Annotated in this window: 22 protein-coding genes; 10 read left to right on the top strand and 12 right to left on the bottom strand. The window is 71.3% G+C overall.

Annotated elements, in window-relative coordinates; genetic code table 11:
* Positions 1 to 203: 203 nt before the first annotated feature.
* Positions 204 to 707: an ATP-dependent zinc protease family protein gene (locus ACFQ2V_RS12700; protein ID WP_386053069.1), complete on the bottom strand. Its 504-nt coding sequence runs from the start codon at positions 705 to 707 to the stop codon at positions 204 to 206.
* Between ACFQ2V_RS12700 and ACFQ2V_RS12695 the strand changes: the two genes are divergently transcribed.
* Positions 706 to 1,899: a RimK family alpha-L-glutamate ligase gene (locus ACFQ2V_RS12695; protein ID WP_386053067.1), complete on the top strand. Its 1,194-nt coding sequence runs from the start codon at positions 706 to 708 to the stop codon at positions 1,897 to 1,899. The two genes, ACFQ2V_RS12700 and ACFQ2V_RS12695, sit on opposite strands and share 2 nt — an antisense overlap.
* Positions 1,900 to 1,904: 5 nt before the next feature.
* Here the strand turns inward: ACFQ2V_RS12695 and ACFQ2V_RS12690 are convergent, their stop codons facing one another.
* Complete coding sequence (locus tag ACFQ2V_RS12690) at positions 1,905 to 2,162, bottom strand: twin-arginine translocase TatA/TatE family subunit (RefSeq protein WP_386053065.1); 258 nt, start codon at positions 2,160 to 2,162, stop codon at positions 1,905 to 1,907.
* A 190-nt stretch (positions 2,163 to 2,352) separates the two neighbouring features.
* Between ACFQ2V_RS12690 and ACFQ2V_RS12685 the strand changes: the two genes are divergently transcribed.
* The 5 genes from ACFQ2V_RS12685 to ACFQ2V_RS12665 all read left to right on the top strand — a co-directional run bounded on the left by ACFQ2V_RS12685 (position 2,353) and on the right by ACFQ2V_RS12665 (position 6,649).
* Complete coding sequence (locus tag ACFQ2V_RS12685; RefSeq protein ID WP_386053063.1) at positions 2,353 to 3,147, top strand: HNH endonuclease family protein; 795 nt, start codon at positions 2,353 to 2,355, stop codon at positions 3,145 to 3,147.
* Between the two features lie 134 nt (positions 3,148 to 3,281).
* Complete coding sequence (locus ACFQ2V_RS12680) at positions 3,282 to 4,100, top strand: ABC transporter ATP-binding protein (RefSeq protein WP_386053061.1); 819 nt, start codon at positions 3,282 to 3,284, stop codon at positions 4,098 to 4,100.
* A gap of 9 nt (positions 4,101 to 4,109) precedes the next feature.
* Positions 4,110 to 4,871: an ABC transporter permease gene (locus ACFQ2V_RS12675; RefSeq protein ID WP_386053060.1), complete on the top strand. Its 762-nt coding sequence runs from the start codon at positions 4,110 to 4,112 to the stop codon at positions 4,869 to 4,871.
* A gap of 49 nt (positions 4,872 to 4,920) precedes the next feature.
* A complete protein-coding gene (locus ACFQ2V_RS12670) occupies positions 4,921 to 5,691 on the top strand; it encodes a MerR family transcriptional regulator (protein ID WP_386053058.1) in 771 nt (256 codons plus the stop codon).
* 49 nt (positions 5,692 to 5,740) lie between these two features.
* On the top strand, positions 5,741 to 6,649 hold the full coding sequence (locus tag ACFQ2V_RS12665) for a hypothetical protein (protein WP_386053057.1): 909 nt from the start codon (positions 5,741 to 5,743) through the stop codon (positions 6,647 to 6,649).
* Between the two features lie 69 nt (positions 6,650 to 6,718).
* Here ACFQ2V_RS12665 and ACFQ2V_RS12660 read toward each other — a convergent pair whose 3' ends face one another.
* Positions 6,719 to 7,567, bottom strand: a complete 849-nt coding sequence (locus ACFQ2V_RS12660) for a DinB family protein (protein ID WP_386053056.1) — start codon at positions 7,565 to 7,567, stop codon at positions 6,719 to 6,721.
* Between the two features lie 60 nt (positions 7,568 to 7,627).
* Positions 7,628 to 8,374: a DUF4396 domain-containing protein gene (locus tag ACFQ2V_RS12655; RefSeq protein ID WP_386053055.1), complete on the bottom strand. Its 747-nt coding sequence runs from the start codon at positions 8,372 to 8,374 to the stop codon at positions 7,628 to 7,630.
* A 185-nt stretch (positions 8,375 to 8,559) separates the two neighbouring features.
* Here ACFQ2V_RS12655 and ACFQ2V_RS12650 point away from each other — a divergent pair, with 185 nt between their 5' ends.
* Positions 8,560 to 8,796: a DUF1059 domain-containing protein gene (locus tag ACFQ2V_RS12650; protein ID WP_386053054.1), complete on the top strand. Its 237-nt coding sequence runs from the start codon at positions 8,560 to 8,562 to the stop codon at positions 8,794 to 8,796.
* A gap of 27 nt (positions 8,797 to 8,823) precedes the next feature.
* On the opposite strand, the gene dnaB is transcribed toward ACFQ2V_RS12650, so the two are convergent.
* The 8 genes from dnaB to ACFQ2V_RS12610 form a co-directional block, all read right to left on the bottom strand.
* Complete coding sequence (dnaB, locus tag ACFQ2V_RS12645) at positions 8,824 to 10,212, bottom strand: replicative DNA helicase (protein WP_056750334.1); 1,389 nt, start codon at positions 10,210 to 10,212, stop codon at positions 8,824 to 8,826.
* Between the two features lie 417 nt (positions 10,213 to 10,629).
* Positions 10,630 to 11,442 (bottom strand): glucosamine-6-phosphate deaminase, encoded by an 813-nt coding sequence (locus ACFQ2V_RS12640; protein ID WP_386053052.1) that lies wholly within the window; start codon positions 11,440 to 11,442, stop codon positions 10,630 to 10,632.
* Complete coding sequence (locus ACFQ2V_RS12635; RefSeq protein ID WP_386053050.1) at positions 11,442 to 12,449, bottom strand: ROK family protein; 1,008 nt, start codon at positions 12,447 to 12,449, stop codon at positions 11,442 to 11,444. Before ACFQ2V_RS12635 ends, ACFQ2V_RS12640 begins: the two co-directional genes overlap by 1 nt.
* Entirely contained in the window at positions 12,446 to 13,870 is a 1,425-nt protein-coding gene (locus ACFQ2V_RS12630; protein ID WP_386053049.1) for a glycoside hydrolase family 3 protein, read from the bottom strand. The genes ACFQ2V_RS12635 and ACFQ2V_RS12630 overlap by 4 nt, the downstream gene beginning before the upstream one ends.
* 1 nt (position 13,871) lies before the next feature.
* The gene (locus ACFQ2V_RS12625; RefSeq protein ID WP_386053047.1) at positions 13,872 to 14,732 is read right to left on the bottom strand and encodes a carbohydrate ABC transporter permease; all 861 of its coding nucleotides are present in this window, start codon (positions 14,730 to 14,732) and stop codon (positions 13,872 to 13,874) included.
* On the bottom strand, positions 14,732 to 15,679 hold the full coding sequence (locus ACFQ2V_RS12620) for a carbohydrate ABC transporter permease (RefSeq protein WP_386053045.1): 948 nt from the start codon (positions 15,677 to 15,679) through the stop codon (positions 14,732 to 14,734). The genes ACFQ2V_RS12625 and ACFQ2V_RS12620 overlap by 1 nt, the downstream gene beginning before the upstream one ends.
* 108 nt (positions 15,680 to 15,787) lie before the next feature.
* A complete protein-coding gene (locus ACFQ2V_RS12615; RefSeq protein WP_386053043.1) occupies positions 15,788 to 17,161 on the bottom strand; it encodes an extracellular solute-binding protein in 1,374 nt (457 codons plus the stop codon).
* A 151-nt stretch (positions 17,162 to 17,312) separates the two neighbouring features.
* Complete coding sequence (locus ACFQ2V_RS12610) at positions 17,313 to 18,440, bottom strand: ROK family transcriptional regulator (protein ID WP_386053041.1); 1,128 nt, start codon at positions 18,438 to 18,440, stop codon at positions 17,313 to 17,315.
* A gap of 100 nt (positions 18,441 to 18,540) precedes the next feature.
* On the opposite strand from ACFQ2V_RS12610, the gene ACFQ2V_RS12605 reads away from it, so the two are divergent.
* The 3 genes from ACFQ2V_RS12605 (at position 18,541) to ACFQ2V_RS12595 (ending at position 21,969) form a co-directional block, all read left to right on the top strand.
* Positions 18,541 to 18,816 carry a DUF2277 domain-containing protein gene (locus ACFQ2V_RS12605; protein ID WP_386053040.1) on the top strand — a complete coding sequence of 92 codons (276 nt, stop codon included), beginning with the start codon at positions 18,541 to 18,543 and terminating at the stop codon, positions 18,814 to 18,816.
* A 175-nt stretch (positions 18,817 to 18,991) separates the two neighbouring features.
* Complete coding sequence (locus ACFQ2V_RS12600) at positions 18,992 to 19,612, top strand: class I SAM-dependent methyltransferase (RefSeq protein ID WP_386053039.1); 621 nt, start codon at positions 18,992 to 18,994, stop codon at positions 19,610 to 19,612.
* 218 nt (positions 19,613 to 19,830) lie between these two features.
* Positions 19,831 to 21,969 (top strand): acyltransferase family protein, encoded by a 2,139-nt coding sequence (locus ACFQ2V_RS12595; RefSeq protein WP_386053038.1) that lies wholly within the window; start codon positions 19,831 to 19,833, stop codon positions 21,967 to 21,969.
* Positions 21,970 to 22,038: the final 69 nt, after the last annotated feature.

The raw sequence follows: 22,038 nt of genomic DNA, 5'->3' as shown, positions 1-22,038 counted from the left end.
CGCCTGGGCCCGGCACGCCGGCTCCTGAGTGGAGCCGGGGGCACCTACCTCGCGGTGCTGGGTCTCACGTGGGGCTCGCCACGACCGTCGCGCCGGGGGTCATCACGACGCTCGGCACGGCATACGGCCCCGGAGCCCCCTTTCGGGGCGTCGGCTGCAGCCCTGCTCACCGTCGCGCTCGTGCGCGCCCTGACCGAGCCGGGTCAGCGCCCGCGGTTGCGGCGGCGGACCTCCTTGGGTGGCTTGCCCCCGGCATACGAGCGGTCGGGGTCGACGACGTAGCCCTGACGCAGCGCCTCGCGACCGACGAGCATGCGGAAGCCCATCCGGTCGCGCTTGCTCAGGGTCACCTCGGCCGGGACCGTGCGCCCCCCGAGCCGGAGGTCGACCCGGATGACGAGGCGGCGCTGGACGTGGCCGCTCGACGAGCGCACCTTGCGCCGGTCGTGGACGGGACACTCGACGACCGTCGGGTCGTCCGACGAGCCCTGCCAGGGGTGCACGCTGAAACGCACCCACGGGCGACCGTCGCGCTCGAACTCCTCGACGTCCTCGGCGTGCAGCGACGAGGTGCGCGCGCCCGTGTCGATCTTCGCCTTGACCCACGGCAGCCCCAGCCCGGGCATACCGACCCACTCCCTCCACCCGACATGAGTGCTTGAATAGGCCGGCCCGGACACCCGCCCATCTTGGCAGGACCTCTGCATGAAACTCGCGATCCTCTCGCGCGCGCCGCGTGCCTACTCGACCCAGCGCCTGCGCACGGCGGCGCTCGACCGTGGGCACGAGGTGCGAGTCCTCAACACGTTGCGCTTCGCCATCGACCTGACGGGGCCCGAGCCGGACCTTCAGTTCCGCGGGCGCCAGCTGTCCGACTACGACGCGATCCTGCCCCGCATCGGCAACTCGATCACGTACTTCGGCACGGCCGTCGTGCGCCAGTTCGAGCAGATGGACGTGTACACGCCGAACACGGCGAACGGCATCGCGAACGCGCGTGACAAGCTCCGCGCGACGCAGATCCTCTCGCGCCACAACATCGGTATGCCGGCGACGACCTTCGTGCGCAACCGCGCCGACGTCATCCCGGCCATCGAGCGCGTCGGGGGCGCCCCCGTCGTCATCAAGCTGCTCGAGGGCACGCAGGGCATCGGCGTCATCCTCGCGCCGGAGATCAAGATCGCCGAGGCGATCATCGAGACCCTCCACAGCACGAAGCAGAACGTCCTCATCCAGAGCTTCGTCACCGAGAGCAAGGGCCGCGACATCCGCGCCCTCGTCGTCGGCGACCGCGTCGTCGCCGCCATGCGCCGGCGCGCCAACGGCGACGAGTTCCGCTCCAACGTCCACCGCGGCGGCACCGTCGAGCCGGTCGAGCTGTCCCCGGAGTACGAGCAGGCTGCTGTGCGTTCGGCCCAGATCATGGGCCTGCGCGTCGCGGGCGTCGACATGCTCGAGGGCAACGAGGGCCCGCTCGTCATGGAGGTCAACTCCTCCCCCGGCCTCGAGGGCATCGAGCGCGCCACGAACCTCGACATCGCCGGTGCGATCGTCGACCACATCGCCGGGCAGGTGGCCTTCCCCGAGATCGACGTGCGTCAGCGCCTCACTGTCTCAACGGGGTACGGCGTCGCAGAGCTCGTCGTCCACGCCGGAGCCGACATCATCGGCAAGACGATCGGCGAGTCCGGCCTCGAGGAGCGCGACCTGCAGGTGCTCACCCTGCACCGGGGCGCCAGCGTCATCCCCAACCCGCGCCGCCGGGTCGTGCTCGAGGCCGAGGACCGGCTGCTCTGCTTCGGCCGTCTCGAGGAGATGCGCTCGATGATCCCGCAGCGCCGTCGCCGCCGCGCCAAGGTGCGCAAGCTGCCGACGGAGCCGATCCACACGGTGGCCTGAGGCGCTCAGTCCTCCGGCGTACGCGTCGTCAGGGGGCTGGGTTCCGGCGCCGAGCCAGCCGCGGGCGCGGTCGTCGTGGGCACAGTCGTCGTGGGCGCGGTCGTCGTGGGCGTCTCACCGGTGCGCAGCTGGTCGACCTCGGACTTGAAGATGCGCACCGACCGGCCGAGGCTCCTGGCCATGTCGGGCATCCGTTTCCAGCCGAACAGCAACGCGACGGCGATGATGATGACGAGGATCTCCGGACCACCGAGATCAGCCATGGCAACCTCCTGACGGGTCGGCACCACCCACGGCCGGGCGCATGTCGATGCGGCAACGTACGGCCCGCGGGTGGGAGGGCACCGTGCGGCGGCTGGGAACCAGCCGTGAGTGCGCGCCTGGCCCACCCCGACGGACAGGAGCGGCGAGGCGCCTCGGCACGGGTTGGGTTGTGTGCCAAGGTGTCCCACCGTGCCAAGACTCCCTCAGCGTGGGGCTCCCGAGCTCACGCGCACCCCCGCTCCCGTGCTGGCCGTCGCCGCCCTGGCGGTGCTCCTCGCGGGCTGCGGGCTGCCGCCCCTGACGGGGGCAGCTCCGGGCGGTCGGTCCCATGCACCGACCGACGTCGCCGCGCCCGGCCCGGGCACCACGACGAGCCTGCCCCGCACGAGCACACCGACGATCAGCGCAGCCCAGGCGCGCGTCGCGCTCTCGCAGCTCAGCGCGCTGCCGGTCAAGGGACGCGCGCCGAAGACGGGGTACTCCCGGGAGCAGTTCGGTCCGGCGTGGACCGACGACATCGACGTGGCCGGCGGTCACAACGGGTGCGACACCCGCAACGACGTGCTGCGCCGCGACCTCACCGCCGAGCGCCTCAAGCCCGGCACGCGCGGCTGCGTCGTCCTGTCGGGCCGGCTCGCCGACCCGTACACGGGGCGCGTCATCGCCTTCGAGCGCGGCGCGTCGTCGTCGAAGGTGCAGATCGACCACGTCGTGGCCCTCGGCGACGCCTGGGTCAAGGGCGGGCAGCGACTGACGCGGGTGCAGCGCATCTCACTCGCCAACGACCCGCTCAACCTCCTCGCCGTCGACGGGCCGACCAACAGCGCCAAGCGGGACTCGGATGCCGCCTCCTGGCTGCCGCCGAACCGCGGGTTCCGCTGCACGTACGTCGCGCGCCAGGTGGCGGTCAAGACCCGCTACCACCTGTGGGTGACCGCGGCCGAGAAGGCAGCCGTCGCGCGGGTCCTCAACGGCTGCCGCTGACCGGCGCCGAGGCGAGACCGCCCGCCGTCCCGGGGGCTCACCGCGTCGCCGACGCCACCGTGGGGCGTCGGCGAGAAACTCATCGGTCGGCCGCCCTTGACCTTGACGCTGCGTCAAGGTTGCACGCTCGTCCCATGACAACGACACAGGCCATCGAGATCACGGAACTGACCAAGTCCTACGGCGAGACCGCGGTGCTGCAGGGCGTCGACCTCAGCGTCCCGGCGGGCTCCGTCTTCGCGCTGCTCGGCAGCAACGGCGCGGGCAAGACGACCATCGTCAGGATCCTCTCCACCCTGCTCACCTCGGACAGCGGGTCCGCCCTCGTCAACGGCCACGATGTGGCGTCCGACGCGGCAAGGGTGCGTGAGTCCATCAGTCTCACAGGGCAGTTCGCCGCCGTCGACGAGATCCTGACCGGTCGCGAGAACCTCGTGCTCGTCGCGCAGCTGCGCCGCGTGGCCGATCCCGGCCGTGTCGCCGACGACCTGCTCGCGCAGTTCGGGCTGACCGAGGCGGGCGGGCGGCGCGCAGGGACCTACTCCGGTGGCATGAAGCGTCGTCTCGACATCGCGATGAGCCTCATCGGCGACCCGGCGGTGCTCTTCCTCGACGAGCCGACGACGGGTCTCGACCCGCAGTCGCGCCTCGAGGTGTGGAAGACCGTCCAGGCCCTCGCAGGCCGGGGCACCACCGTGCTCCTCACGACCCAGTACCTCGACGAGGCGGAGCACCTCGCCGACCGGATCGCCATCCTGCACGAGGGCCGCATCATCGCCGACGGAAGCCTCGCCGAGCTCAAGGCACTCCTGCCGCCCACCGAGATCGAGTACGTCGAGAAGCAGCCGACGCTCGAGGAGATCTTCCTCGCGGTCATCGGCCACGACCGGGGAGCCGCCACCTCCGGCGCTGCGCCATCTCCGACCACCACCGCCACGACCCCCGCGAACTGAGGACCACCCATGACCACCCGTTTCTTCAGCGACACCACCGTCCTGCTCAAGCGCTCGCTGCGTCACATCCTGCGAAGCCCCGACACGATCATCACGACGGCCATCACCCCGATCGCGATGCTGCTGCTCTTCGTCTACGTCTTCGGCGGCGCGATCGACGCCGGCAGCGAGTCGTACGTCAACTACCTGCTGCCGGGCATCCTGCTCATCACCGTCGCCTCCGGCATCGCGTACACCGCCTTCCGCCTGTTCACCGACGTGTCCGGAGGCATCTTCGAACGCTTCCAGTCGATGCCGATCACCCGCTCGTCGGTGCTGTGGAGCCACGTGCTGACGTCCCTGGTGGCCAACCTGATCTCGCTCGCGCTCGTCGTGCTCGTGGCCCTCGCCATGGGCTTCCGGTCGAGCGCCGGCCTCGGGGCCTGGCTGGCCGTGCTCGGCATCATGGTGCTCTTCACGCTCGCCCTGACCTGGCTGGCCGTGATCCCCGGCCTCACCGCAAAGACCGTCGACGGCGTGAGCGGCTTCTCCTACCCGCTCATCTTCCTGCCGTTCATCAGCTCGGCGTTCGTGCCGACGGCCGGCATGCCGGGCCCGGTGCGGTGGTTCGCCGAGCACCAGCCGGTCACCGCGATCGTCGACACCATCCGCGGCCTCTTCGCCCACCGCCCCGTCGGGGGCGACGTCTGGGTCGCGCTCGCCTGGTGCGTCGGGCTGCTGCTCGTGGCCTACGCCCTCGCGATGCGCACCTACCGCGCCAAGGTCGCGTGACCCGACCACACGGCATACGCGGACGGACTCGAGTCAGGAGAATGGGGACATGCTCACGATCAGCCAGCTCGCCGCGTACGCCGGCGTGACGGTGCGCGCGGTCCGGCACTACCACGCGAAGGGCCTGCTGCCTGAGCCCGGACGCGACCACTCCGGCTACCGCCGCTACGACGCGGCGGCGGTGGTCCAGCTCGTCCGCATCCGCACGCTGGCCGACGCCGGCGTCCCACTGTCGAGGGTGAGCGAGCTGCTCGTCGCGGACGACGAGGAGTTCGCGGCGGCGGTCGAGCAGATCGACCGCCGCCTGCGAGCCGAGATCCGCGAGCGCCAGCGGCACCGTGAGCGCATCGCCAAGCTCGCCGCCGGCGAGAGCCTGACCCTTCCGCCCGAAGCCGTCGCCTACGTCGACCGGATGCGCGAGCTCGGCTTCCCGCAGCGGCTCATCGAGGTCGAGCGGGACAGCTGGATCCTCATCGCGGCGCAGATGCCCGAGGCGGTCGCCGACCTCATGGAGATCAAGCAGCTGCAGCTGGAGCACGAGGGGCTGCGCCGGCTCTACCTCGACATCGGCGACCTCGTGGACTGCGGTCCCGAAGACCCCCGGCTGCCCGCGCTGGCCGACCGGGTCACGGCGTTCATCGAGGCGGCTGCGTCCGAGGCCCAGGGCTTCGAGGACGTGCACCCCGTCAGCGCGGAGCTCGTCGAGCTGCTCGATGCCGCGTTCCTCGAGTCGTTCGCGTGCGCAGCCCGCCTGCTCGAGCTGCTCGAGGAGCGCGGGTGGACCGGCTGGACCGACATCCGTCGCCTCGAACCCGCCTGAGCGGCAGGGGCCTCTCCCGACGAGCCCATCGGGCGCCAGAATGTCTGTCATGACTGGCCCCCAACCCGTCGACGAGGCGCGGCAGCTGCTGCTCGAGCACGTGGACCGCACCGTCACCGGACCGCTCGAGGACCCTGCCGTCGTCGCCGCCGTCGTGGGGGTCGAGCGCCTCGTCGTGGCCACGCGCTCGACGGACGCGGGGGTGCTGCGTCGCGCCCTCGAGGGAGAGCTGACGAGAGGTGACGCCCCGGACGCCGACCTGCCGCGCGTCCGCGAGCTGGTGGCCGAGGGCGAGAACCATGTCGTCGCCGGGCTCGTCCGACGCGCAGAGGGCCTGGGCGCCGATGCCGCGGTCGTCAACGCCGACGCGGGTGGCCACGAGATCACCACTGACGCGACGTTGCTCCGTGCCGCGGTGCGGGCCGCCCAGCGCTCGATCGACGCGATGCCCTACTACGGCGCGCGCTACGGGGCGCGCGGGTCACGGTTCGCGACCACCGACTCCGCGTGGCTGGTGTCCCTCGCGTGGCTGGACGAGGCCGGCGCCGTCAAACAGGTCCAGTGGCTTGCGCGGGTGCTCGCCGCGCGCGGCATGCCGTCGTGGCTCCTCGAGATCCATCTCGACGAGCTCGTGCGCGAGGTGCGGTCCGTCGCCGACCCTGCCGCAGTGGGGGCACTGCCGGCCGCTGCTGCCGCCCTGGCGGCGGCCCGGCGGGCGCACGTCGACGACGAGCTCCTGGACGCTGCCGACGCCTGGGCCGACGACGCCCTCGGCGACGACCGGCCCGTGCCGCGTGCCGGTGCGCTCATGGCGGCCGCGGTCGCCGACGCCCGGTCGGGCGTGACCCGCGACGACACCGCCCTCGTCGGCTGGCTCACCGACGGCGAGCGCGTCTCGGCAGCCGCCGCGGCGGCGCTGCGCGAGGTCCACCGGCGCATCGTCGAGGCCGCGCGCTGACCACGCTGACCGCACTCACCGCGCCGGTGCCGCCGGCGGCAGTCGGTGCTCTGCGCCCTCGCGCGTCGGTCACCGAGGAGGTACGCCGACCGCGGGCTCGGGGTCCGCGCCCCCGTGCGCTCGGGCCGAGACGACGGCGAGGTCACGTTCGGCGTACTGGCGGTGCAGCCACTCCTCGTTGAGGATCGTCAGCAGGATGCGCCGGACGGCATACGCCCGGGGCTCGGGATAGCCCGGCTCGGTGACGGGCTCCGTCGTGCCGTCGAGCGCCTCGTCCGTCAGGCCGTCGACGACACGCCGCACCGCGGCCATCCGGTCGGCGCGCAGGGCCAGCACCTCGTCGAGCGTCGGACGCGCCTCGCGGTCGCGCGGGACCGGTGGGCTGTCGGCCATCTCGTCGTGCGGCAGGTCGAGCGCATCCCACGGCTGGGGGTCACCGAGGAGGGCGCGGCACACCCAGGCGTCGGTGGCGAAGACGAGATGGCGCAGCGTCTCGATGAACGACCACTCGCCGTCGACGCGTTCGTGGAGCTGGTCGGGCGTGAAGGTGCGCGCGTGCTCGACGGTCTCGCCCCAGATGCGTTCGACGACGTCCCACGCCTCGCGGAAGCCATCCGCGTCGGTGGGCCGCATCTTCGGCCGGTCGGGCTGGAGGCGGTCGAGCTCGGCCTCGACGTAGGGCACGACGTCGATGCCGTTGATGCGGAGGTTTCCGATCTCGGCGGTGATGTCGACGTCTTCGAGCCACACGTCGCGCGCGCGGAGACCGCGCAGGTCGACCTGCCGCAGCGTCGCGCCCCTGAGCACGACGTCGGTGAAGCGGGCGCCGTCGAGGTAGACGTCCTCGAAGCTGGCGTCGGTGAGCCGGACCCGCTCGAACCTGGTGCCCGTGCGGTCCTCGTACGTCTCGTCAGTCATGTCGGGCAGCGTAGGGCGGGTCCCGGACGAACGGCATCCGGCTGCGGCGCACGTCGGCGCCTACCGGATCAGGCCGTCTGCGACGGAGACGACGAACCCGCCCAGCATGAACGACGCGATGGCGGCGGCGAGGGCTGCCGGTGGCAGCACGGGGATGAAGCGGCGGGCGCCCGTGACCGGGGCGGCCGACCCGTGGTGCTCATGCGTCAGCGCGTGGCCTTTTCCACGGCGCAGCAGGTAGCGGTTGACGGGGTAGGCCGCGCCGAAGGCAGCGGCGAGCGAGATCGCCATGCTCACCCAGAAGACGGTGTTGACGAGGCCCGCGTCCATCGCGCCGGGGATGAGGGCCATGACGAGGTTGTCGACGACCTCCATCGTGAGGATCGAGACGGTGTCGGCGGCGAGGACGAGTCGCAGGGCGGCGCCGAACGTCAGCCCGGCGCGCAGCAGCGGGAAGCTGGAGAGGGTGTAGCCGAAGAGGAACGCCAGGGCCACGGACAGCGCGATCGTGGCACCGGTCGCGAGACCGACCGCCGTGCCGATCATGAGGCCGAGGATCTCGCCGATGGCACACCCGGTGAGGCAGTGGAGGGTCGCGCTGGCCGCCATGGATGCGAGCCCGGCGGGGTGCCCGACGTGCCCGACGTGCCCGACGTGCCCGGCGTGGCCGGCGTGGTCGTCATGCCCGTCGTGGTGGTCATGCCCGTCGTGGTGGTCTTGTGCCGAGTGCCCGTGCGGCCCGGCGTGGGCCGGCTCGTCGTGAGGGTGGTGCTGGGCCCCGTGCGCGGCCTGCGAGGTGTCGTTCATGCCTGCGTCCCTCCGTGCATTCACATACCCCCGGTGGGTATATTCATGCCCGGGTCAACCGGCTCCCTGGTTCGACCATTCCCGTTCGACGCCAGTATCTCCTCCGGTTCTGTCCATCGTCGTGTCACATCTGCCGTGCTTCGATCGTCAGCAGTGCAGAAAGTCCACACGAACAAGGAGCTGACATGAAGACCATGACCTGCCGAGCCCTGGGCGGACCCTGCGACCTCGAGCACCGCGGCGAGAACGCCGACGAGGTCATCAAGGCCCAGGACCGCCACCTGAAGGACGCCGAGAAGGCCGGCGACGTCACGCACCAGGACGCCCGCGACGCGATGAAGAGCCGCTGGCGCCACCCGAAGAAGTCGATGGACTGGTACCGCGACACCAAGGCGGCCTTTGCCGCCCTTCCGGAGGCCTGAGCCGGGACGGGTCTGCGGAAATGCGACTCAGAAGTTGTTGGCCATGTTCGTGAAGCGGCTGAAGTGGCCCTGGAACGCGACGACGATCGTGTCGGTGGGACCGTTTCGGTGCTTGGCCACGATGAGGTCGGCCTCGCCCTCGCGAGGTGAGTCCTTCTCGTAGGCGGCCTCACGGTGGAGCAGGATCACCATGTCGGCGTCCTGCTCGATCGAGCCCGACTCTCGCAGGTCGCTCATGGCGGGCTTCTTGTCGGTGCGCTGCTCCGGACCACGGTTCAGCTGTGAGATCGCGATGACGGGGACCTCGAGCTCCTTCGCGAGCAGCTTGAGGGCTCGGGAGAACTCCGAGACCTCCTGCTGACGGGACTCGACACGCTTGCCCGAGCTCATGAGCTGGAGGTAGTCGATGACGACGAGCTTGAGGTTCTCGCGCTGCTTGAGCCGACGGCACTTCGCACGGATCTCCATGAGCGACATGTTCGGCGAGTCGTCGATGAAGAGCGGGGCGTCGGAGACGCGTCCCATCGTCGAGGCGAGGCGGGTCCAGTCCTCCTCGCGCATCGTGCCCTTGCGCATGTGCTGCAGCTGGATGCCGGCCTCGGCCGAGAGCAGGCGCATCGTGATCTCGGTGCGGCTCATCTCGAGCGAGAAGACGACGGCAGCCATCTTGTGCTTGATGGCGGCCGACCGGACGATGTCGAGGCCGATCGTCGACTTTCCCATCGCCGGCCTGGCGGCGATGACGATCATCTGGCCGGGGTGCAGGCCGTTGGTGAGGGCGTCGAAGTCGGTGAACCCCGTCGGCACACCGGTCATCTCGCCGGATCGACCCGACGCGACCTCGATCTCGTCGACCGTGGCCTCGATGATGTCGCCGATGGCGTGGTAGTCCTCGCCGCCGCGCTTGTCGGCGACGGCATACACCTCTGCCTGGGCCGCGTTGACGATGTCCTCGACGTCACCGCCGCCCTGCGCGTAGCCGAGCTGGACGATGCGGGTGCCGGCCTCGACGAGGCGGCGCAGCACGGCGCGCTCGGCGACGATCTGGGCGTAGTAGCCGGCGTTGGCGGCCGTGGGGACGGACGCGATGAGCTGGTGCAGGTAGGCCTGGCCACCCACACGGCCGAGGTCGCCGCGCTTGGTCAGCTCGTCGCTGACGGTGATCGCGTCGGCGGGCTCGCCGCGGCCGTAGAGGTCGAGGACAGCGTCGTAGATGAGCTCGTGCGCGGGCCGGTAGAAGTCGGTGCCCTTGAGCTGCTCGACACAGTCGGCGATCGCGTCCTTGGACAGGAGCATGCCGCCGAGGACGGACTGCTCGGCGCCGACGTCCTGCGGGGGCAGGCGGTCGTCGGGCGGGCCCCCGTCACGGGTCGACGACGACGCGAAAGCGCTCGTGCTCAGCTCGTCGAGCGACACGTGCTCCCCTTCCCCTGAGTTCCCCTGAGTGGTGCGTGGGTGGTGCGTGAGTGAATGACAACGGTGCAACCTCGGTCCACGCCTAGTAGACAACGTGGCGCCGACAAGGTCGCCGACCGGCCCTACCAACCCGTCGAGGCGCCCTCCCGGAGGAGCACCGTGCAAACCTAGGGCCGGGCCCCCCGGGGCACAAGACAGCCTGTGGACAACGTGTGGACGGGTATCGGCGACACGCCGTCAACAGGTGTGGACAAGGTGTGTGCACAACTGTGCACGTGTGGCCCCGGTCACACGTGCTCATGCGGGATGACCTGCAGGAACGAGCGTCCACCCCCTGTGGAGAAGAACCCCGAGGTGCCTGTGGGGTTTTCCACAGTGGGGCGGCCTCGCAGGCCTCACCAAGACGTGGCGCGCCCTTTACCACGCCTTTGACGAGCGCGTATGCCGTTCGGCCAGACCCGCGGCCGAGGCGTCGTAGTAGTGCCGGTTGCGCAACAGCCGGGCGGCGTCCTCGTCGAGGACCGCGACGGCGTCGGCGTGCCACTGGAGCACGGAGGCTGGGCACGAAGCCGACAAGGGACCCTCGAGCGCCGCCGCGACTGCCTCGGCCTTGGCGACACCGGACGCCACGAGGAGCAGCCGGCGGGCATCCAGGACAGTTCCGAGTCCCTGCGTGACGCAGTGCGTGGGAACCTCCTCGGTCCCGTCGAAGAACCGCGCGTTGTCGGCCCGCGTGCGGTCCGAGAGCCGCTTGACCCGAGTGCGCGACGAGAGCGCGGACCCGGGCTCGTTGAACCCGAGGTGCCCGTTCGCACCGATCCCGAGGATCTGCACGTCCACCCCGCCGGCTCCCTCCAGGAGCCGCTCGTAGGCCGCCGCGCCCGCCACGAGTGCCGCCTCGTCGACGCCGGACCCGTCGGGAACGTGGAGGCGCTCCGGGGGCAGGCCGAGGGGCGCGCAGACCTCGCGCAGCAGCACCTCGCGGTACGACTGGGGGTGCCCCGGCGTCAGGCCGACGTACTCATCGAGCGCGAAGCCGCGCGCGTGCGTCAGGTCGAGCCGCCCCGCGGCCACGGCGTTAGCCAGCTCCGCGTAGAGCCCGAGCGGCGAGGAGCCGGTGGCGAGGCCCAGCACCGGCTCGGGCCGGCCGGCCCCGACCAGGCCGTCGACGACGACCTCGGCGGCACGACGGGCCACCTCGGCCGGCGTGGGCAGCACGAGGACCTCCATCAGCCCACCAGGCCGATGCGGTTGTCGTCGATGCGACCCTGACCCGCCAGGACGTCCGGCGAGTCGCCCAGGAAGGCGGCTCCGACGGCGGCCACCGGGACGTCGGACTGAATCAGCTCCACCCGGTGCGCAAGGTCGAGCGCCCCGACGAGCGGGGACGACCGGGCTCGTCGCCGCAGGTCGCCGCGGATGCCCTCGAGCAACGGGGCGCCCAGCGCAGCCAGACCGCCGCCGACCACGACCCGCTCCGCGCCGGACGCGAGCGCCAGCAGCTGGACCGCGAGCCCGATGCCGGTGCACAGCACCTCGAGCGCCGCAGCTGCCGACGAGTCCCCGCCGGCGGCCGCGACGAAGGGGTCGCGATGCACGCGCCGGGCCTCCGGCCACAGGCGTCCGAGCGCCGACCCCGACGCGACCGTCTCGAGGCAGCCGATCTGCCCACACGTGCAGGGAGCGTGGCCGCCGATCGGCAGGTGACCGATCTCCCCTGCCACGCCGTCGATCCCGCGGACCACGACACCCCCGCGCACGACCGCCGACGCCAGGCCGGTGCCGAGGTTGAGGTACGCCAGGGTCTCGGTGTTCGGCGGTGACGCACCGACCGCCCCAGCGGCCGAGCCGCCTACCGACCCACGCGCAGGCGAACGCAGCCGCCACGCCCCCAGGGCGGCCGCCTTGACGTCGTTCTCGACGAAGACGGGGGTCCCCAGCCGCGCCGAGAGCTCCGGACCCAGCGCGAGCTGCTCGACGTCGAGGTTCACCGCGTGGCGCGCGAGTCCCGTCGCGGGGTCGACGAGTCCGGGCATGCACACACCCGTCGACACCACGGGCGAGGACGGCTCGGCCCGAACCGCCTGTGCGAGCCGCACCGCCACGTCGACGACACCCGCGGGTCCACGGCCCGACGCTGCCGTCCGCAGTGCGCGCACGGCGCCGTCCTGGGCGACGAGCGCGGCAGCCGTCTTCGTGCCGCCGATGTCGATGCCGAGCCGGAGCACGCCGCTCATCCCGGGCGCTCCACCCCGAGGTAGCGCCCGAGGGCCTCGGCCACGACCACCGACCCCCCGAAGGTGACGAGGTCGGCGCCGCCGCGGGGCCAGCCGCAGTCGACGGTGATCGTCGGGTGCCCGTGAGCACGAAGGCGCTCCGCCACGGCCCACAACGGGTGCCCGGCGGCCAGCCCGCGACCGGCGACAGCCACCTTGGCCCCCTGCGGGACAGCGTCCTCCGAGGTCGCCAGCCCGGCGGCACACGGCCCCCAGGCAACCCGACCCACGGCGAGGTTCGGGTCGGACGCCACCTGCACGATGACCGCGTCGCACGGGGCATCGAGCCAGGCCTCTACGGCCGCGCCCACCTCGAAGCCGCGCACGAGCGCCCCGTTGGACCACGCAGGCACCTGCGCGGACCCTTCGACGGCGAACGAGTCCGCCGCAAAGCCTTTGGAGAGCAGGGCAACTCGCGCCGCCGCCTCCTCCAGGCGCTGGACTGGCAGCCGCCCCGACCCGGCCGCTGACACGACCGCCGCCACCACTGCGTGGAACTCCTCCTCGGTCGTCTCGGACCCGACGCAGAGCAGGTCGCATCCGGCGACGAGCGCCCGCACGGCTGCCTCCGGGATGCCGGTCTCCGCGGATGCGCCGGCCATGTCGAGGGCGTCCGACACGATGACGCCCTCGAAGCCGAGTCTGTCCCGCAGCAGGTCGCCGAGAACCGCCGGCGAGAACGTCGCGGGCCGGTCGGGGTCGATGGCCGAGACGACCACGTGCGAGGTCATGATGCAGGCGACCCGCGCCCCGATCGCCGCCCGGAACGGCTCCAGCTCGCGCCCGTCGAGCACGTGGGCCTCGGCGTGCACGTGCGGCAGCGCGAGATGCGAGTCGGTGACGGTGTCGCCGTGGCCGGGAAAGTGCTTGGCGCACGCGGCAACCCCGACGGACTGCACGCCCTCGACGTACGCCGCCGAGTGCCGTGACACGCGCGCCGCCTCCGCCCCGAAGCTGCGCACCCCGATGACGGGGTTCTCGTCGGCCGAGTTCACGTCGACGACCGGCGCGAGGTCGAGGTTGATCCCGTATGCCGCCAGCTCGCGGCCGATGGCGACGGCCGAGTCGCGTGTCAGGGCAGTGTCGTCGAGCCGCCCGAGCAGCGCGTTGCCGGGCTGGGTCGACCCGGTCGGGTAGTGCAACCGGGTGACGTCACCCCCTTCCTCGTCGACCGCGAGGACGACGTGCGGCGCTGCGGAGCGCAGTGATGCGCACAGGGCCGCGAGCTGGTCGGGGTCGACGACGTTCGCGCCGTAGAGGCAGACGGAGGCCAACCCGGCGGCGTACTCCCTCTTCACCCAGTCGGGGACGGTGGTGCCGACGAATCCCGGCATGAGGGTGCCGAGGACGAGGCGCCGCAGCGCCTCACGTGAGTGCTCCATGTCAGCCCTTCACCGCCCCGCCCACGAGGCCGCTGCTCATCCGCCCCTGGACGACGAGGAAGAAGATGATGACGGGGACGGCGACGACGGTGGACGCCGCCATGACCTGGCCCCAGTCGGTCTCGCGGGTCGCGCTCGCCTGGACGAAGCCCCGCAACCAGAGCGGCAGCGTGCGCGACTGCTCCTCCGTCATGACGACCAGTGCCACGGTGAACTCGTTCCACGCCTGGAGGAAGGCGTAGACGCCGGATGCCACGAGCCCGGGAGCCAGCAACGGGAAGGTGATCCGCAGGAAGGCCTTGGTGCGGGAGAGGCCGTCGACCATGGCGGCCTCCTCCAGCTCGATCGGCACGCCGGCGACGAACCCGCGCAGCATCCACACGGTGAACGGCACGACCGCGGCGGTGTACAGGATCGCGAGCCCGATGACGTTGTTGAGCAGGCCGACGCTGCTCATCATCTTGTACTGGGCGATGAAGAGACCCTCGGCCGGCAGCATCTGGATGAGCAGGAGAGCGAGCACGAACGACCGCCGCCCACGGAACCGGAAGCGACTGATGGCGAGCGCCCCGAGGAACGCGATGCCGATGGCGGCCGCGACCGTCGTCAGGGTCACCGCGAGCGAGATGCCCAGCGCCCGAACGAAACCGGGGTCGTCGAAGATCGCGCGGAAGTTCTCGAATGACCCACCGAAGGGCAGGAAGGTCGGTGTGGTGCGCTGGAGCGTGACCTTGTCGAGGAACGCGGAGTTGAGCATCCAGTAGACGGGGAAGGCCCACACGAGCGCGAGGGCGACGGCCAGGACCGTGAGCAGCGTGCGTCGGGTCGACCGGCGCGGACGCACGAGGGCGGTCGTGCTCATCAGGACTCCTCCTTCATGAGGGAGCGGACGTAGTACCAGCTCACCGCGACGGTGATGACGAGCATGAGGATCGAGACGGCACTTGCCATCCCGAAATCGCCTGCGCCCGTGCCGAGCTGGTAGATGTACGTGCCGAGCAGGTGCGTCTCGTTGGCCACGCCGCCGGCATCCTGGAGCAGCTTGACCTGGGTGAAGACCCGCAGGTCCCAGATCAGCTGGAGCAGCAGCACGATGGAGATCACCGGCCGCACGAGCGGCAGGATGATGAGGCGCAGCCGCTGCCAGCCGCCCGCCCCGTCGATCTCGGCTGCCTCGAGCACCTCCGGCGAGAGCTGCGTCAGGCCGGCATGGATCGAGAGTGCCACGAACGGCACGCTCATCCACACGACGACGACGGCGGCCACGACGAAGAACGACAGCGGCTGCACGAGCCAGTTGTGTCCCGCCGCGTCGACCCCGACGCGGTCGAGGACCCAGTTGAGCAGACCGTTGCGCCAGTTGACGATCCAGGTCCAGACCGTCATCGAGGCGACGACGGGCATCGCCCAGGCCAGCAGCAGCGCGACCTGCAGGGCGAGGCGCGCGGTGCGGCCGACCGCGCCCATGAGGAGTGCGAGACCGAGGCCGATGCCGACCGTGACGAGGGCGCAGACGACACAGAAGGCGATGGAGCGCCCGACGATGAGCCAGAGGTCCGCATCGCTGAGCAGGGCGCGGTAGTTGTCGAGTCCGACCCACTCGGGGGGCTGGCCGAACTGCTGGGCGAGACCGAACTTCTGGAGGCTCGTGACGACCTGCCAGCCGACCGGATAACCGAGCGCGGCCACCAGGATCAGCAGCGTCGGGACGACGAGGAGAGCAGGGAGGCTCCGCCGCCGGGGCAGGGGTGCACTCGTGGGGGCGGCTTCGTGGAGGGTCTGGGACGGAGGGGTCGCCGTCGTGGTCATGGGTCTGGCCTTTCGAGCCTGTAGCCGTTTCGAACCTGTGGTCCGGCGGCCGGGTTGAGGGGGACCCGGCCGCCGGGGGCCGGCGTCAGACGTGCCGACGCGTTGCTGTCACTTGAGGTTGAGCAGCGGCGTGATCTTCGCGTCGTACTCCTTGGCGAGGGCCGTGAGATCGGCGGCGTCACGGATCTTGGAGAAGAACTCCTCCATGATCGACTTCGACTCGACGACCGCCCAGCCCGGCGCTGCCGGCGTCAGCTTGGAGTTCGAGGCGGACTCGACGAGCGCCTTGGCGAACTCGTCGTCGCCGAGCGAGCTGACGTAGTCGCTGTTGGCCGGGCCGAGGCCGGCGCCGCCGAGCTTCTTCTGGTAGTCGGCGGAGAAGATGATCTTCAGCAGCTCGCGTGCCAGCGCCTGGTTCTGGCTGGCCTTGGAGATGGCGATGTTCGACCCCCCGGCGAAGACCGGTGCCGGCTTGCCGTCGTTGCCAGGAAGCACGAACGCGGTGAACGTCTTGGGGTTCCACTCGCGCACCTTCTTGCCGTCCTTCTCCTTGAGGTCACCGATCGACCAGTGCGCCCAACCCGGCGCCATGATCGTCGCGGCGGCGAGGGACGTCTTGCCGGTGACCTTCTGGTTCTCGTCGAGGATCTCGTCGGCGTCGTTGACGTAGAGCCACGGCGTCTGGTCCTTCGCGTCGGCCGGGGCCTTGGACGCATTGCGGTAGAGGTCCTGCAGCTGAGTCAGCCCCTTGACCGTGTTGGGGTCGGAGAGCGTCGAGACCCACTGGCCGTTCTCCTGCTTGGCGAGCTCGCCGCCGTTGGCGAAGACCCACGAGATGCCGTTGCGCCAGTCCTGGCCGCCGAGGAAGAAGCCGCTGAAGTTCTTGATGCCGCGCGGGTTCTTGGCCGTGATCGTCTTGACCGCGGAGTTGAACTCGTCGAGCGTCTTGGGCGCGGCGACCCCCGCCTCCTTCCAGAGGTCGGCGCGAGCGAACATGTATCGCGAGCCGAAGTAGTAGGGCAGCGCGTACTGCTTGCCCTCGACCGTGCCGACATCGACGAAGGACTGGAGCAGCTTGCTGCCGCCGAGCTCCTGGTAGACGTCGGAGAGGTCGCTGAACGCGCCCACGTTGGTGAAGGTCGGGCTCTGGGTGTTGCCGATCTCGGTGACGTCCGGGGTGTTCTTCGCGTCGGGCAGGGCCGTCGTCAGCTTCGTGACGAGGTCGGGCCAGGCCTGCTCCTCGATCTTGAGGGTCGCGCCGGTCTTCGCCTTGAAGGTGTCCTGCAGGTAGGTGCGCAGCTCCTTGGGCGTGTCGGTGCCCGCGAGCCAGAGCGTGATGCTCTTGCCCGCGTTGCCGGCGCCGCCGGCTCCGGACGCGCCCGCGGAGGGGGAGGTGGTCGAGCCGGTCGCGCCGCCACCGCATGCGGTGAGCAGGAGCGCCGCGGTGGTCGTGGCAACGGCCAGACCGAGGGTCTTCTTCATTCCTGGTTCCTTTCGAAGGGCCGCGGTGCGGACCGGTTGTTCGCTGACGCGAGCGGAGGGGTTGTCCCGTGGAGGGGAGTGACGGACGAGGGAGAGGGCGTATGCCGTGTGGTGCGGCGGCGACGGACCGCTGGGTCCGCGCCGGGCGAGGTCAGGCGACGCCGAGCTGGTCCCAGAGGACGAGCACGGCGGCGCCCCGGAGGACGATGTCGTCGGGGCGGTGCGCGAGGCGCACGGTGAGGTCGGTGGTGGTGCGGGCGAGGAGCCGCGCGTGCAGGGTCTCGTCGAGGGCGTCGCGAAGCACCCCGCCGAGCAGGTGCTCCGGGCCGCTCAGCACGACCTCGGAGAGGTCGAGGGCTGCGACGACCGGTGCGAGCGCGATGCCGAGACGCTCGCCGGCCTCGCGGAGCGGCTCGTCGTCGTCGGCGGCCGCGAGCGCCTTCTCGAGGTTCGGCGCCGACACCCACGTCTCGAGGCAGCCCACCTTGCCGCAGCGGCAGGTGGCGCCACCGTCCGTGCCAACGGTGACGTGGCCGATCTCGCCGCTGGCGAAGTGGGCGCCACGGACGCGCTGGCCACCGACGATGAGGCCGCCGCCGACGCCGCGCCCGACCTTGACGAGGACGAGGTCGTCGCCGCCCTCGCCCAGGGTGTAGTCGGCGTGGACCGCGGCGTCGGCGTCGTTGACCACGAAGACGGGCAGGTCGGTGGCGTCGGCGACGATGTCGCGCAGGGGCACGTCGGTCCAGCCGAGGTTCGGGGCCGTGCCGACGACGCCCCCCGGGCCGACGATGCCGGGGGTGCCGATGCCGATGCCGAGGATGGGTGCCGTGGCGGCGGCGACGACCTCGCCCACGAGGTCGAGCACGGTGTCGACGACGGACTGTCCGGTGTCGTCTCCGATCGGCCGCTCGGCACGCACGAGGATGTTGCCGTCGAGGTCGAGCACCGCGGCCCGGAGCACCTCGTGCTCGGCGAGGTCGACACCGATGGCCTGAAGGCCGGTGCGGTTGACGTCGACCAGGGTGCCGGGCTTGCCCGGGCGCACGGTCCCCGACGGGCCGAGCTCGACGGCATGGCCGCTGTCCATCAGCTCGGCCACGAGGTCCGACACCGTCACCTTGCTCATGCCGAGGCGGCGGGCGAGGTCGGCGCGGCTCATCGCGCCGACGGAGTAGAGCATCTGCAGCACGAGCGAGAGGTTGTGCCGTCGGCCGTGGGCAGGCAGGACGGCGGTGCGGGTCGAGACCCGACGGGCTCGCGGCAGTGCGCTGGTCATGAGAGTTAGTAAAGTTTACTAACTCTCAATTGACAACCCCTTCGACCCCACCAGTTCACCGGGACCCGTTGCGTCGGCGGAGCGACCTAGAGTCGTACGCATGTGCCGCAACATCCGACAGCTCCACAACTTCGAGCCCGCCGCGACGTCCGAGGAGGTGCGCGCCGCCGCCCTGCAGTACGTCCGCAAGGTCAGTGGCAGCACCAAGCCGAGCCTCGCCAACCAGCACGCGTTCGACGAGGCCGTCGAGGCCGTCGCCCACGCGACCCAGCACCTGCTCGACCACCTGACGACGAGCGCCCCACCGAAGGACCGCGACGTCGAGCGCCAGAAGGCGCAGGCCCGCAACGCGGTCCGTTTCGGCACCCCCGCCTGACCGCCCGGCCACACCCCGGCCCTCGTCGATCTTCGTCGCCGTCGTCGCGGCGCGAGCCCGTCGTCGAACGTTGCGGGTCGGCATCCCACTCGTCGTGCTCCCGTACGCGCGCTGGGCCCTGAGGAGATCCCCGTCATCACGCTGCGCACGGGCTGACGCCGCCTAGGCTGCCGGCATGGGCTTCTGGGCGAGGCAGGTCACGCCCCGGCTGGTCGCCGGGGCCGAGAACGAGGCGCTCGTCGCGTTGCGCTCCCGCGCGTGCGAGGGCCTGACGGGCGAGGTCCTCGAGCTCGGCTTCGGCAGCGGCAACAACGTGGGGCTCTACCCGGTCCAGGTGACCCGTGTCGTCGCCGTCGAGCCCTCCGACGTCGGCTGGGGCCTCGGCGCCGAACGACGAGCCCGTAGCCCGATCCCGATCGTGCGTGGCGGCCTCGACGGGCAACGTCTCGAGGTCGACGACGACAGCGTCGACTCTGCCCTCTCGACCTTCACGCTGTGCACCATCCCCGACGTCGCCGCGGCCCTCTCCGAGGTGCGGCGCGTGCTGCGCCCGGGCGGGGCGCTGCACTTCCTCGAGCACGGCGTCTCCCCCGACCCCGGCGTGCGCCGCTGGCAGCACCGCATCGAGCCGATCCAGAAGCGGGTCTTCGACGGCTGCCACCTGACTCGGCCCATCGACGAGCTCGTCGAGCGGTCGGGCCTCGTCGTCGAGCACGTCGAGCGGGCGTACGCCCCGATGTCCGCGCTCATGAAGCCGTGGATCTTCGGCTACCTCGGTCGCGCGACCAAGCCCTGACCCGCCGGCTGCGATGCGCGAGCTCTCGTGACGGAGCGGTGCGGCGTGGGCGAGCCGTGTTCGCTCGTCCCGAGCGGTTCCGGTAGCATTTCGGGCAAACTGCGCATTCGAGTTCGAGGCCACCTTTCTGGCATCCTTGAGTCCTTTGGCCGCGGAGTGCGCACCCCCACAGGCGCCGAAGCTCCACCTCCAATCCGATGGGTCCGACAGTGACGAGAATGCAGACGCGCCCGGGGGCAGCTCCCTCTGCACGCCGGGTCGAGCCGAAGCAGCAGCGCGGCGACATCCAGGGCATGCGTGCCCTGGCCGTCCTGCTCGTGATGATGAGCCACGCGGCCGTGCCGGGCTTCGCCGGCGGGTTCGTCGGGGTCGACGTCTTCTTCGTCATCTCCGGCTTCCTCATCACCGGCATCCTCGTGCGCGAGTCCGACCGCACCGGCCGCATCTCGATCGCGAGCTTCTACGCCCGGCGCGCCCGCCGCATCCTGCCGGCCGGCACCGTCGTGCTCGTGGCGACCGTCGCCGTCTCGGCGCTCGTCTACACGGCCGGCCGCCTCGAGCAGACCGTCGACCATGTCATCTGGGCGGCCTTCTTCGCGGCCAACATCTACTCCGCCCGATCCGGCTCGGACTACTTCTCGGAGGAGTCCTTCCGCACGCCGGTGCTGCACTTCTGGTCGCTCGCGGTCGAGGAGCAGTTCTACCTCGTGTGGCCCGCCCTCATCGCGCTCGTGCTCTTCGCGCTGCGTCGCTGGACCCGACGCCGCGCGACGGGCGAGGTCCCGGCCGCGGAGCTGCGCCGCACCCGGCTGCGCTGGCTCGTGCTCACGGTCACCGTGATCGGCGGTGTGTCGCTCGCCTGGTCCGTCCACCAGACGCAGGCCGAGCCCATCTCCGCGTACTACTCGAGCCTGACCCGTGGCTGGGAGCTGTGCGTGGGCGCGCTCCTGGCGCTCTGCGCCGGTTCCGTCGCGAGGCTGCCGGGTGCGGTCAAGGCCGCCGCGTCGTGGCTCGGCCTCGTGGCGATCGCCGTCGCCGCGTACCGCTTCTCCTCGGCGACCCCCTTCCCCGGTTACCAGGCGCTGCTGCCCGTGCTCGGCGCGGCGCTGCTCCTGGGCGGCGGCATCGAGGGCCCGCGCCGCGGCGCGCGGGTCCTGCTCGACGTCGCGCCGCTGCGGTGGGTCGGCGACATCTCCTACTCCCTCTACCTCTGGCACTGGCCCTTCCTCGTGCTGCCCGCGGTCTACCTCGCCCGCGACCTGACCCTCGGTGAGCGCGTCGTCACGATGGTCGGCGCCACCGCGGTCGCGTGGCTCAGCTACCGCTTCGTCGAGACGCCGATCCGCGAGTCGCGCCGACTGGCGCACCGCCGCGGCCCCGCCCTGGCACTGTGGCCGGCCGCAGCCCTCACCGTCGTCGCCGTCGCGCTCCTCCCGGGGCCCGGCGCGCTCGCGACCCGCGCCGAGGCCCCCGTCCCCGGCGGCCAGAACGTCTCGGTCAGCTCAGACCCCGCCGTCAACGCCGTGTCGGCCGCGGTCACCCAGGCGAGGGCGAAGCAGCCGTTGCCCGAAGCCCTCACGCCCTCGCTCAAGGAGCTCGAGAGCGACATCTCGCTGCTGCCGAGCTCGTGCACCGTCGAGCGCGACGACCCCACGGTGCGCTCCTGCGTGCTCGGCGACACCAAGGCCAAGCGCACGGTCGTGATCTTCGGCGACTCCCACGCCGTGATGTGGCTGCGCCCGATCGAGAAGCTGGCCGAGGAGCACGGCTGGCGCGTCATCCCGTTCCGCAAGGCGGGCTGCTTCCCGCTCGACGCGAGCCTCTGGTGGGGCGCCAAGCAGCGGGTCTACACCGAGTGCGACACCTGGCGCGAGAACGCGTACGCCCAGATCGCCAAGGCCAAGCCCGACATGATCATCACGAGCGGCCTGCTCAACTTCTCGCTCGCCGACCCTGCGACGGGCAAGCCGGTCACGGGTCCGAAGGCCACGCGCCTGCTCAAGGACGGCCTGAGCAGCTCGCTCGCCCGCCTCAACGAGATCACGCCCAACGTCCACGTCATCGGCGGCACCCCGTTTCTGGCGAAGGCGGCCGCCGACTGCCTCGGCAGCACGTCGGCCACGATGGCAACGTGCGTGCGCGCCCCCGGCAAGAACATCCTCGAGCGGAACGCCCTGTGGAGCGCCGCGACGAAGCAGGTCAACGGTGACTTCATCGACCCGGTGCCATGGCTCTGCTACCAGTCGAAGTGCCCTGTCGTCGTGGGCAACATCATCGTCTACCGCGACTCGCACCACATCACGACGACGTATGCCGCGACGCTCGAGCGCCAGCTCGAGAGCCGCCTGCACCTGTAGGCGCGAGTCGCTGCGTCGCCCCGACGACGCAGCCCCGGCGTCCGGCACCGGACCACGAGCGCGGGTCCC

The organism is Terrabacter terrigena (genome assembly GCF_042676085.1).
GTDB classification, from domain to species: Bacteria; Actinomycetota; Actinomycetes; order Actinomycetales; family Dermatophilaceae; genus Terrabacter; species Terrabacter terrigena.
Note: the sequence above shows the minus strand (reverse complement) of the source record. Positions and strands in the feature narration are given on the sequence as shown.